This is a genomic window from Streptomyces sp. NPDC002138 (assembly GCF_040296485.1).
Taxonomy (GTDB): domain Bacteria; phylum Actinomycetota; class Actinomycetes; order Streptomycetales; family Streptomycetaceae; genus Streptomyces.
The window spans coordinates 1-12285 of sequence record NZ_JBEOXE010000119.1; the positions used below are offsets into that span (position 1 = coordinate 1).

The following is a 12285-nucleotide window of genomic DNA, read 5'->3' on the forward strand; positions in this document are numbered from 1 at the left end:
CGCCGGACTGACCGCGCCGAAGACCTGGGACGAACTGGTCTCCTCCAGCAAGGCGTTGAAGGCCAAGGGCATCACCCCGATCGCACTCGGCGGCGCGGACCAGTGGCCGACGCTGATGTGGTTCGAGTACCTGTACGACCGGATCGCCGGGCCCGGACTGTTCCAGCGCGCGATCGGCGGCGACCAGGCCGCATGGGCGGGTGAGGACAGCCGCGGGGCGCTCGCCAAGCTCAAGGAGCTGGTGGACGCGGGCGCCTTCGGCACCAACTTCGACTCGGTGAAGTTCACCGACGGCGGCTCACCGGCCCTGGTGGCCAAGGGCAAGGCGGCATTCGAGCTGATGGGGTCCTGGTACTACTCCACGCAGAAGGACGCCAACCCCGACTTCACCAAGTCGAACCTCGGGTACACCAGCTTCCCGACCCTGAGCGGCGGAAAGGGCGACCCGGCCGCCGTGGTCGGCAACACCAACAACTTCTACTCGGTGCTGAAGAAGACCAAGCACCCGGAGGAAGCGGCGGCCTTCCTGAAGCTGATGTACTCCGACGAGTTCGTGAAGGCCCAGCTCGCGATCGGCAACTTGCCGACCACCACCAACACGGTCCACTTCCTCGACACCGCGGCCAGCCCCGCGTACTCCACGTACCAGTACGAGCTGGTCAAGGCCGCACCCTCCTTCCAGCTCTCCTGGGACCAGGCCTACCCGCCGAGCGCCATGACCCCGATACACGTCGCCGTCCAGCAGTTCTTCAACGGCAAGCTCGACGCCGACGGCTTCATCAAGGCCATGCAGGCCTTGCCGACCTCGTGACGAGGACCGGGAAGAACGGCGTGGGGGTGAGCCGCCCGGGTTTCGCCTGGGCGGCGCCCGCCGCCGTGTTCTTCCTGATCTTCGCGATCGTTCCGTTGCTGCTGGTCGCGGTCCTCTCCTTTACCAGCTGGGACGGCATCACCGACCCGCACTTCAACGGACTGGACAACTGGACCGGTCTGATCCACGACCCGGTGATGACGCAGTCCATCGGAACCACCCTGCTGCTCACCGTGCTCGGTGTGGTGACCCAGACGCCGATCAGCATCCTGCTCGGCGTCTGGGCGGCCGGCCGCCAGCGCAACCGGGCCGTACTGTCGGCGGTCTACTTCGTGCCGCTGCTGCTGTCCGCCACCGCCGTGTCGGTGGTGTGGCGGGCCGTCCTCGACCCGAACTTCGGGGTGCCCTCACAGCTGACCTGGCTGTTCGGCGACGGCAACCTGCTCGGCAGCAGAACCGGCGCGATCGGGGTGCTCACCTTCGTCGGCGTCTGGCAGTTCACCCCGCTGCACGCGCTGATCTACCAGGGCGGCGCCCGGGCCATTCCGCAGGTGCTCTACCAGGCCGCGGCGGTCGACGGGGCCGGCCGGGTGCGGCAGTTCATCCACATCACGCTCCCACAGCTGCGCAACACCATCATCACGTCGATGATCCTCATGGTGGTCGGCGGCCTGACCACCTTCGACACGGTGCTGATCCTCACCCAGGGCGGGCCCGGCACCGACACCACGGTCAGCGCCTATTACATGTACCAGAAGGCCTTCAAGAGCTTCGACTTCGGCACGGGCTCCGCCATCGCCCTGGTCCTGGTGGTCGTCGCGACCCTGATCTCCCTGGTGGTGGTCCGCGTCTCCGGCTACGACCGGATGCGCTCGACGGCGGAGGGCCTGTGATGCGGCGACGCCCCAACTACCTCGCAGGGTACGGCTCGCTGCTCTGGCTGGTGCTGGTCGGCCTGCCGTTGTACGTGCTGGTGATCGCCACCCTGCGCACCCGCTCCGACTATTCGTCCGAGGGGCCGCTCAGCCTGCCGGCCGAGTGGACCCTGCGGAACTACCTCACCGACCTGTCCAACGGCTTCGGCCAGTACTTCCTCAACACCCTCCTGGTCACCGCCGGCGTGGTCGGCATCGTGCTGCTGGTCGTCCCGCCGCTCGCGTACGCCATCGTGCGCGCCCGCGGCCGGGCCACCGGCTGGGTGTTCCGGATGTTCCTGCTGGGTCTGGCGATCCCCGCCCAGGCGGTGATCGTGCCGATGTTCTACGTGATCAGCAAGACCGGCCTGTACGACCACCTGATCGGCGTCATCCTGCCGACCGCCGCCTTCTGCCTGCCCGTGTGCACCCTCGTCCTGACCGGCGCGATGCGCGACATCGGCCCCGAGCTCTACGAGGCGATGGCGATGGACGGCGCCTCCCCGGCGCGGGTGTTCCGGCAACTGGTGCTCCCGCTGTCCAAGGGCGGGCTGTCCTCGATCGTGGTGTTCGCCGCGCTCCAGGCGTGGAACGGCTTCCTCTTCCCGCTGATCCTCACCCAGTCCGACTCCACGAAGGTCGTCACCCTCGGCCTGTACGAATTCCAGACCGAACACGGCGTCGACGTGCCCGGCCTGCTCAGCGCCGTGGTGTTGTCCATGCTCCCCATCTTCGTCGTCTACCTATGTGCTCGCCGCGCCCTGGTCCAGGGGCTGATGGGCGTGGGAGGAAAATGAACGACCACCAGGACCCCCTGCCCGCCTGGCGTGACGCCTCGCTCGCGGCGGAGGACCGGGCCGACGCCCTGATCGCCGAGATGACCCTGCGCGAGAAGACCGCACAGCTGGTCGGCGTCTGGGTCGGCGCCGACGAAGGGGGCGGCGAGGTCGCCCCGCACCAGCACGAAATGGAGACACCACCCGACCTCGACGAGCTACTGCCGTACGGGCTCGGCCAGTTGACCCGCCCCTTCGGTACGGCACCGGTCGATCCGGCGCTCGGAGCGCTCTCGCTGCTGCGCAGCCAGCAGCGGATCGCGGGCGCCAACCGCTTCGGCATCCCGGCTCTGGCCCACGAGGAGTGCCTGGCCGGGTTCGCCGCCTGGGGCGCCACCGCCTACCCGGTGCCGCTGTCCTGGGGCGCCACCTTCAACCCCGTACTCGTTCGGGAGATGGCCGCGGCGATCGGCCGCGACATGCGGTCCGTCGGCGTGCACCAGGGCCTCGCCCCGGTCCTGGACGTGGTCCGCGACGCCCGCTGGGGCCGGGTCGAGGAGACCATCGGCGAGGACCCGTACCTCGTCGGCACCATCGCCACGGCCTACGTCCAGGGCCTGGAGTCCGCCGGGATCGTCGCGACCCTCAAGCACTTCGCCGGGTACTCCGCCTCGCGCGCCGGACGCAACCTCGCGCCGGTGTCGATGGGAGCGCGCGAACGGGCGGACGTCATCCTGCCCCCGTTCGAGATGGCGGTCCGCGAGGGCCGGCCCCGCTCGGTCATGCACGCCTACACCGACACCGACGGCCTGCCCTCCGCTGCCGACGAGGCCCTGCTCACCGGACTGCTCCGGGACACCTGGGGCTTCACCGGCACCCTCGTCGCCGACTACTTCGGCATCGCCTTCCTCAAGGTGCTGCACGGCGTCGCCGAGGACTGGTCCGAGGCGGCCGGACTGGCGCTGGCGAGCGGGGTGGACATCGAACTGCCGACCGTGAAGACCTTCGGGCAGCCCCTGCTGGACGCCGTCGCGTCCGGCGCCGTGCCGGAGGCGCTGATCGACCGGGCACTGCGCCGGGCCCTCGTCCAGAAGGCCCAACTCGGGCTGCTGGACGCCGACTGGAACCCGGTGCCGGAGGCGCTCGCCGGCGCTGACCTGGACCATCCCCGGGCGCTGCGCGGTCTGGTCGACCTCGACCGCGCCGAGAACCGGGCACTGGCCGCGCGGATCGCCGAGCAGGCCGTGGTGCTGCTGCGCAACGACGGTGTCCTGCCGCTGCGACGCCCGGCCCGGATCGCGCTGATCGGACCGAACAGCGACGAGCCGACCGCCGTGCTCGGCTGCTACGCCTTCCCGGTCCACGTCGGCGGCCAACACCCCGAGACCCCGCACGGCATCGAACTCCCCACCCTGCGCGAGGCGTTGGCCGAGGAGTTCGTCGACAGCGAGATGACCACGGTGCGGGGCGTGACGGTCGACGGTGAGGACGTCGGAGGCATCGCCGAGGCGGTCCGGGCCGCGCGCCTGGCCGATGTGGTGGTACTCGCCCTGGGCGACCGGGCCGGACTGTTCGGCCGCGGCACCAGCGGCGAGGGCTGCGACGCCCGGACGCTGGAGCTTCCTGGACAGCAAAAAGCCTTGCTGGAGGCGGTGTTGGACGCCGGTACGCCGGTGGTGGTCACCCTGCTGGCCGGGCGGCCGTACGCGCTCGGCCGGGCGGTCGGGGAAGCGGCGGCGATCGTGCAGTCCTTCTTCCCCGGCGAGGCCGGCACCCACGCCCTGGCCGGCGTGCTCAGCGGGCGGGTCAACCCGTCCGGGCGGTTGCCCGTCTCCGTCCCCGCCCACCCCGGGGTCCAGCCGTCGACCTATCTCGCCGCCCGGCTCGCCCAGGCCAGCGAGGTGTCCAGCAGCGACCCGACGCCTGCCTACGGCTTCGGACACGGGCTCGGCTACACCGAGTTCACCTGGTCGGGGCTCGAGGTGCAGGTGGACCTGGCCGGCACCGACGGCGCGTTCCGCCTCGCCTTCGAGCTGCACAACACGGGCGCACGGGCGGGCGGCGACGTCGTCCAGCTGTACCTGCACGACCCGGTCGCGAGCGTGGTGCAGCCGGTGCAGCGGCTGGTCGGCTACCGACGGATCGACCTGGACGCCGGGACCGGCTGCCGGGTGGAGGTCGAACTCCCGGCGGACCTGGCCTCGTTCACCGGCCGCGAAGGCCGTCGGATCGTCGAACCGGGCGGGCTCGAACTGCGGATCTCCGCGTCCAGCACGGACGTCCGTTTCGCCGTGCCCCTGCGCCTCAGCGGCCCGGTCCGCCCGGTCGACCACACCCGGCGCCTGCACCCGACCGTCACCGTCCGGGACCTGTGAGGGGAGGAGTCATCCTGTCAGACGGGCCGGGTGGGGGCCCGTAGTTCGATCGTGTATCCGCCCTGCGGGGTGGGTTCGGCGGCGAGGGTGCCGTCGAGGAGCTCGGCGCGTTCTCTCAGGCCGATGAGGCCGTGGCGGGCGCTGGGCAGGGCGACGGACGGGCGAGTGGGGGCGGTGTTGGTGACGGTGACGCCGAAGTGCCGTGCGTCGTGCCACAGGCGGACCTCGGCGCGGGCGCCGGGGGCGTGCTTGCGCACGTTGGTGAGGGCCTCTTGGACCGTGCGGTAGACGGTGCGTTGGGCGGTGGTGCTGATACCGGGCGGGAGCCCGCCGGTCAGGGTGGTCTCGATGCCGCTGTTGGCGATCAGCTGCTGCAGGTCCGCGAGGGTCGGCTGGGGGGTGAGTTCGGTCTCCTTGCCGCCCGAGGCGCGCAGCAGGGAGACCATGTGCCGGAGCTCGTCGAGGGTATTCACGCTCAGGGTGCGGATGGTGCGGGCGCCGTCCCGGGCGTCGGGGTCTTTGGCGGCGACCTGGAGCGCTCCGGCCTGTACGGCGATGAGGCTGACCTGGTGCGAGACGACATCGTGCATCTCGCGGGCCAGTTGGGCACGTTCGCGGGCGAGGACGGTCTCGGCGTACAGGGCGCGTTCGTGCTCGCGGGCCTCTTCGACCTCGACGAGCTGGCGCGCCACGTCGTGTCTGGCCTGCACGAGCTGGCCGAACAGGACCGGGGCGAAGGACGTCGCCAGCGTGTAGACGAACTGGACGAGCGTCCAGGTCCGGTCGGTGGAGAACACGTCGGACAGGGGCCAGACGAGGGTTGCCGCCGTGTTCAGCAGGGCGCAACCGGCAAGCAGCGGCCGATTGCGGCTGTGCGTGGCCAGGGTGTACAGGGCGGCGATCGGTGCGACCGCCACGTCCATCAAGGCGGTCATCGGCAGGGTCAGCAGGAAGGCGGTCAGCGGAAGACGCCTGCGCAGGAACAGCACCGCGCTGCCGAGGGCGACCCAGGCCCACACGAGGGGGGTTCCCTCGTCGAAGAGGTTGATCCAGGCGTCGAGCGCGGCGAGCACGACGAGGCCCGCGTCGACGGCCCAGGGGGGCAGACGCCGCCACAGTGCCTGAATCGTGCTCATCGCCCATTTTCCTGTGCGGTGCCGGCGCGATCGCCGTTGCCGAGCAGTCCGGCCCGCTCCGCGAGCAGTGCCGCTTGGACGCGGCCGGCGACTCTCAGTTTGGTCAGGATCGAGCTGACGTGGTCCTTGACGGTGCCGGGGCTCAGATGGATGCGGGCGCCGATGTCGGCGTTGGAGAGTCCTTCCGCGATCAGGACGAGGACGTCGCGTTCGCGGTCGCTGAGCAGGTTCACGCGCCCCACGTCCGGGTCCTGGGCAGCTCCCGCGCCCGGGTGGCCGCGCAGCAGGGCCCGCGATGCCTTGGGGGACATCACCACCCCGCCCGCGGCCAGCGTGCGGACGAGTTGGGCGAGTTGTTCGGGCTCGGTGTCCTTGAGGAGGAAGCCGGAGGCTCCCGAGCGCAGCGCGGTCAGGATGTACTCGTCGGTGTCGAAGGTGGTCAGCATGGCCACCGTCGGCGGCGTGGGCAGCGTCTGGAGCTCCCTCAGGACGGTCAGGCCGTCCACGTCCGGCATGCGGATGTCGAGGAGTACGACGTCCGGGTGCTCGCGCCGGATCACGTCCGCGGCCTCTCCTCCTTGCGCGGTCGCCACGACCTCGATGCCGTCGGAGGCGTTGAGGATCATCCGGAAGCCGGATCGCACCAGAGCCTCGTCATCCACCACCACTACCCGGATCACCGGCGTTCCGCCTCACACTCGTCTGCTCTGTCCAGCTTCTCGGCGACCCGTGCACCCCGCGTCCGGGCGTCCGGGCGTCCACGGTGTTGTCCCGCGGTGATCGCTCGCTGTCCACGGTGATCGCTCGCTGTCCACGGTACGCCGGGCACGGGGCGCGTCGGTGCAGCCGCCTCGGGATCCCACCGGTCGGCGGGGCGGTCCCGGCCGGTCGGCGGGGGTGCCCCCGAAGCCTGCCGGATGGTCCGCCTCCCGCGGGGTCGGGAGATTGTCGGTATGACACAGATACCGCCGCAGGAGACATCCGCTCCGCCGGAGCACTCGCCTCCACGGCCCGCAACCCCGCCCGAGTCCGCCGGGCAGGCCCCCGACGGCTCCTCGATGGGACGCCTGGTCGGGGTGGACTTGGCCCGCGCGCTGGCGGTGTTCGGCATGTACATCGTGCACATCGGCCCGGCGCTGTCGGCCACGGACGGCGTCGGCAGCTGGGTGCGGTACCTGGCCGAGGGGCACTCGTCGGTCCTGTTCGCCACTCTCGCCGGGTTCTCGCTGATGCTGATCGCCGGCCGCCGTGAGCCCAAGACCGGCCTGGCCGGCCGGCAGGCGAGAGCCCGCATCGCGATCCGCGCCGTGGTCCTGCTGGCGCTGGGCACCCTGCTGGCGGTGGAGTACGGCGGCGTGATCATTCTCGGTTTCTACGGTGTCTACTTCCTCCTCGCCCTGCCCCTGGTGCGCCTGCGCGCCCGGACCCTCGCGATCGTCGCGGCGGGGCTCGCGCTCGTCATGCCGCAGCTGGCCTTCGTCCTGAACGCGGTGCTGAGCGACTCCGTCCAGCAGAGCGTCAATGCCCATGACCCGCTCAAGGCGCTCAGCGAGGTGGGTGTGCTCGATCTGCTGCTCACCGGCTTCTACCCGGCGATCACGTGGATCTCGTTCGTGGTCGCCGGAATGGCGCTGGCCCGCCTCGACCTGACCGCGGCCGTCGTCCAGCGGCGCGTGGCCGCGCTCGGCGCAAGCCTCGCCGTGGGCGCCTACGGCCTGTCCCTGCTGCTGGTGGGCAAGGACGCGCTGAGGAGCACGGCGGAGGACGGCGCGTCGTCCGCGGGCTCCGGGGCGTCGTCCCTGGGCAGCGGGGCCATGCCGCCCGAGCTGTCGCCCTCGCAGCTGCTGTCCGCCTCGCCGCACAGCGGCACCACGCTCGACATCATCGGCAGCGTGGGCGTCGCCCTTCTCGTGATCGTGGGCGCGACGGTGCTGATGGACCGCCTGCCGCGGCTGCGCCGCCTCGCGAAACCGGTCATCGCCGTGGGCGCCATGTCCCTGACGGCCTATGTCGGCCACTTCGTCGTGCAGTCCGCGCTGGGCGTACCGGCCGGCGAGAGCAGCCCGGCGTCCTGGGCGCCCGTACTCGCGTTCATCCTCGGGGCGATCGTGTTCGCCGCGCTCTGGTCCCGCTTCTTCCGCCGCGGACCGCTGGAATCCCTGCTCCACGCCGCCACCAAGCCGGCGAACCACGTCCGTTGAACGGGCCGTACAGCGGCCGCCGGAGCACCAACGCAGAGGAAGGGAGGACACCGATGGGGTTATCCGCAGCAGAGCCATCCGCAGCAGGGCTACCCCCAGCAGGGCTATCCGCAGACCCCCGGAGAGAACCAGCCCCGCCGCTTCGGCACCGGCGCGCTGCTCGGAGCCGGCGCCGCAGGTCTGGTCGGCGGCGCCCTCCTCAACGAGGCGTTCAGCGACGACGACCACGGCGGCGACCACTGACGCACGCTGAGACCGACACGGGTGGTCGCGAGAATCCCCCGGTTCATCGGCCAGGTCCGCCCTTACGGCCGCGTGAGGGTCACCGGCAAATACTCGGGCCCGTTGACCACGATGGAGTCCAGCAGTTTCGGTGCACCATCGAGTTCGATCCGGACCTTTTGGTTGAGCAGTTCGGCGTAGAGCAGCCGAAGCTCGACGCGGGCGAGCATGCCGCCCAGGCAGAAGTGCTCACCGAAACCCAGAGCCAGGTGCCGATTCGGTTTCCGGCTGATGTCGAAGGTGTCGGGGTTCTCGAAGACGGTTTCATCGCGGTTGGCCGACGGGAGCCAGAAGACCACCCGATCACCGACCGCGATGTTCTTCCCGTGGATCTCGACGGGCTTCGCGGCGGTACGCATGATGTGCGTCGCCGTCGACGTCCACCGCAAGATCTCCTCCACCGCCGACGGCAACAGGTCCGGGTTTTCCGACAGCATCTGCCACTGCTCGGGGTGCCGGATGAGGGTCAGCATGCCGCCGGCGGCCGCGATTCGGGTGTTCTCCGTGCCGCCGACCAGCAGGTTGTCGCAGTTGAGGATGACATCCTCGGCAGTGAGGGGCTCACCTTCCACACGGGCCGTCGCAAGCACACTCACCAGGTCGTCGGTGGGGTTCGCCGCCTTCTCCGCTTGGAGCGTCTCGAAGTACCCGAGGATCTCCAGATGGGCGAACCTGCGGGTGTACGGATCGCCGGCCGCAAAGGCTTGGCTGGTCAGTTTGTACAGGTACTCCCATTCCGACTCCGGCACGCCCATCATCTTGCAGATGACGTACAGCGGAACCCGTGCGGCGATATCCGCCACGAAATCGCAGCTACCGCGTTCCAGTGCCTGCTGGACCACGCGTTCAGTGATGTCCCTCATCTCCGACTCAAGAGCGCGGACCGAGCGGACCGTGAACCATTCGTCGACGAGCCCGCGCAATTGACGGTGCCGGGGCGCGTCGGTCAGCGCCAGAGTACGCCCACCGCCGGGGTCGACACCGTGCGCCGCGGGGCGCAGCAGAATGCCCTGAGCTGAGCTGAAAGTCTCCGCGTCACGGTATGCGGCGCGTACGTCCTCATATCGGGTGAGGCACCAGAATCCGGGGTGTCCGTCGTCCGTGGGCGGGTGCCAGTAAACCGGCTCATTTGCGCGGAGCCAGCGCCACTGAGCGAATGGGTCACCGGTCGAGTAGAGTGCGGGATCCACCAGGTTGATGGGCTCGGCCGACGCATCACGCACAAGAATTCCTTACAGTTTCAGTTGAATTCAGGGATGAGCTTTCACAGTGCCAGTCGTGCGAGCGAGCGTCAAGATTTCGCGCATTGCCTTGCCGAGGGGCGAGTAGACGGGGCGCTGCCTGCTGTCAAGGGGGTCTGCGGCTCTCGACGCCACCCCGGCCGCCTTGTTCAACTGTGGCTGGTGCAGCAGTTAAACGCTCGCGCGTCCGTGTCTGCGCGCCACCCGCGCGAAGCGTTGATCGACCTGCACACCTGCGCTCATAGTGGATCGCTCAGGAAGTTTCGGCTGTCGCGATGCGGGCGTGCGGAAGGGCATCGTCGCCCATCAAAGTCATTTGCTCCTGCTAATTTCGTGTTCAAAGGGTGTCGGTGCTGCCGGCACCCTGGCCTAGTTTTTGCTGTCGCTGGTCTTCGTGTGTGGAGTGCTGGGCGGTTATGTGGCGTCCCTTGGTGTGGTGGCCCGTGCTGTGCCAGTCGATGTTTTCGGACGATTGGGGTGTGCGGGATGTCTGCTGCTGAGGGCGTTTTCGGGGACATGCTGGCTGGGCAGGTCGGGATTTGGTATGCGCAGGAGCTGGCGCCGGAGAATCCTGTTTATAACGTGGCTGAGGTCATTGAGATCCGCGGTGAGCTGGATGCGGATCTTTTGGTGGAGGCCATTCACCGAATGGTGATGGAGGCGGACACGTTTCATGTCCGTTTCCGTGGGGTGGAGGGTGTGCCTGGGGCGTATGTGGATGTCTCGGGTGAGTTGCCGGTGTTTTTTGTTGATGTGAGTGGGGAGGCGGATCCGCGGGGGGCTGCTGAGGAGTGGATGCGGTCGGAGCTGCGTCGTCCGTTGGTCTTGGCTGATCGTTTGTTGTTTGCGTTTGCTGTGTTGAAGCTGGGCGAGGATTCGTTCTTCTGGTATTCGCGTGGTCATCATCTGGTGGCGGATGGTTACAGTGCGTCGCTGGTGGTGGGCCGGGCGGCGGAGATCTACAACGCGTTGCTGGGGGGTCGCTCCGGTGCGGAGGGTGCGCTGGAGTCGGTTTCGGTGCTGCGTGATGCGGATCGGGCGTATCGGGGCTCGGCGGATCTTGAAGGGGACCGGGAGTACTGGTCGGGGGTGCTGGCGGGTGTGGAGGTTCGGCCGGCGGCTGGTGGGCGTGGGCTGCCAGGCTGGGCGGTGCGTCATGTGGTTGAGGTGGATGCGGACCGTGCGGTGGGGCTGCGTGGTGGGGCGCGGCGGTTGCGGACGAGCCTTGCCGGGTTGGTGATTGCGGCTTCGGCGGTCTACGAGCACCGGGTTTCGGGTGTGTCGGATGTGGTGCTCGGGCTGCCGGTGCTGGCGCGTTCGGGTCAGCGGGAGCTGGCTGTTCCGGGGATGACGGCGAATGTGCTGCCGTTGCGGCTGGGGGTTGAGGGGGGTCTGTCCGTTGGCGAGTTGGTGCGGCGGACTTCTGGTGCGGTGCGGGGTGGGTTGCGGCATCAGCGGTACCGCTTTGAGGAGATGTTGCGGGATCTGAGGCTGGTTGACGGTGGGGCGTTGTGGGGGCTGGAGGTCAACGTCGTTTCGTTCCAGCGGTCGGTTGCGCTGGGTGATTGTGTGACGGTGCCGCGGAATCTTTCGACGGGGCCGGTCGGTGGGCTGCGGGTGAGCGTGTATGACGGTGCGGATGACGGCGGCATCCGTGTGGTGGTTGACGGCAATGGTGATGTGTATGACGCGGCGTCGGTTGAGGTTGTGGCGCAGCGATTCTTGAGGGTTCTGGAATGGCTGGCCGGTGCCGGTGTTGAGGAGCTTGTCGGTGGGGTGAGTCTGCTCGATGGCGTGGAGCGTCGTCGGGTGTTGGTGGAGTGGAATGACACGGCTGTTGATGTTGCTCCGTTGACGTTGCCGGAGTTGTTTGAGGCTCGGGTGGCGGAGTCGCCTGGTGCGGTTGCTGTGGTGTTTGAGGGTGTTGAGGTTTCGTATGGGGAGTTGGATGCGCGGGCGAATCGTCTGGCCCGGTATCTGATTGCGCTTGGTGTGGGCCCTGAGTGTGTGGTCGGGGTGTGTCTTGAGCGTGGTGTTGAGATGGTGGTGGCGCTGCTGGCCGTGGTGAAGGCTGGTGGTGCGTATCTGCCGGTGGATCCGGAGTATCCGGCGGAGCGGGTCGGGTATGTGCTGGAGGCGGCTGGCGCGTCCGTTGTCGTGACCACGGGTGCGTTGGCGGGTGTGTTGCCTGCGGGTGTGGGTCGGGTGCTGGTGGAGGATCCGGCGATTGCGGGGCTTGATAGTGGTGTGCCCGATCGTGGTGTGGTGTTGGCGGGGCATCCGGCGTATGTGATTTTCACGTCGGGTTCGACGGGGCGTCCCAAGGGTGTGGTGGTTTCGCATGCGGGGATTGTGAACCGTCTGGTGTGGATGCAGGGCCGTTATGGGCTTTCGGCTGGTGATCGTGTGCTGCAGAAGACGCCGTTTGGTTTTGATGTGTCGGTGTGGGAGTTTTTCTGGCCGTTGCTTGAGGGCGCGGTGCTGGTGGTGGCGCGTCCGGGTGGGCATCGGGAGCCGGGTTATCTGGCGGAGCTCATACGTCGGAGGGG

At 68.8% G+C, this 12285-nt stretch carries 9 protein-coding genes; 6 read left to right on the top strand and 3 right to left on the bottom strand.

Going from position 1 to position 12285, the window contains the following annotated elements; translation table 11 throughout:
- The 4 genes from ABT084_RS36865 to ABT084_RS36880 all read left to right on the top strand — a co-directional run.
- A partial coding sequence (locus ABT084_RS36865; RefSeq protein WP_351053910.1) for an extracellular solute-binding protein occupies positions 1 to 811 on the top strand: 811 nt, incomplete at its 5' end.
- Positions 812 to 837: 26 nt separating this feature from the next.
- Entirely contained in the window at positions 838 to 1704 is an 867-nt protein-coding gene (locus tag ABT084_RS36870; RefSeq protein WP_351053913.1) for a carbohydrate ABC transporter permease, read from the top strand.
- Positions 1704 to 2522 (top strand): carbohydrate ABC transporter permease, encoded by an 819-nt coding sequence (locus tag ABT084_RS36875; RefSeq protein ID WP_351053915.1) that lies wholly within the window; start codon positions 1704 to 1706, stop codon positions 2520 to 2522. Before ABT084_RS36870 ends, ABT084_RS36875 begins: the two co-directional genes overlap by 1 nt.
- Positions 2519 to 4876 carry a beta-xylosidase/alpha-l-arabinosidase gene (locus tag ABT084_RS36880; RefSeq protein WP_351053918.1) on the top strand — a complete coding sequence of 786 codons (2358 nt, stop codon included), beginning with the start codon at positions 2519 to 2521 and terminating at the stop codon, positions 4874 to 4876. The genes ABT084_RS36875 and ABT084_RS36880 overlap by 4 nt, the downstream gene beginning before the upstream one ends.
- 17 nt (positions 4877 to 4893) lie before the next feature.
- On the opposite strand, the gene ABT084_RS36885 is transcribed toward ABT084_RS36880, so the two are convergent.
- Positions 4894 to 6012: a sensor histidine kinase gene (locus ABT084_RS36885; protein ID WP_351053921.1), complete on the bottom strand. Its 1119-nt coding sequence runs from the start codon at positions 6010 to 6012 to the stop codon at positions 4894 to 4896.
- Positions 6009 to 6680, bottom strand: a complete 672-nt coding sequence (locus ABT084_RS36890) for a response regulator (RefSeq protein ID WP_351053933.1) — start codon at positions 6678 to 6680, stop codon at positions 6009 to 6011. Before ABT084_RS36890 ends, ABT084_RS36885 begins: the two co-directional genes overlap by 4 nt.
- 285 nt (positions 6681 to 6965) lie before the next feature.
- Between ABT084_RS36890 and ABT084_RS36895 the strand changes: the two genes are divergently transcribed.
- On the top strand, positions 6966 to 8213 hold the full coding sequence (locus tag ABT084_RS36895) for a DUF418 domain-containing protein (RefSeq protein ID WP_351053924.1): 1248 nt from the start codon (positions 6966 to 6968) through the stop codon (positions 8211 to 8213).
- 305 nt (positions 8214 to 8518) lie between these two features.
- Here ABT084_RS36895 and ABT084_RS36900 read toward each other — a convergent pair whose 3' ends face one another.
- Positions 8519 to 9718, bottom strand: a complete 1200-nt coding sequence (locus ABT084_RS36900; RefSeq protein ID WP_351053927.1) for a cytochrome P450 — start codon at positions 9716 to 9718, stop codon at positions 8519 to 8521.
- 504 nt (positions 9719 to 10222) lie between these two features.
- Between ABT084_RS36900 and ABT084_RS36905 the strand changes: the two genes are divergently transcribed.
- A partial coding sequence (locus ABT084_RS36905) for an AMP-binding protein (RefSeq protein ID WP_351053930.1) occupies positions 10223 to 12285 on the top strand: 2063 nt, incomplete at its 3' end.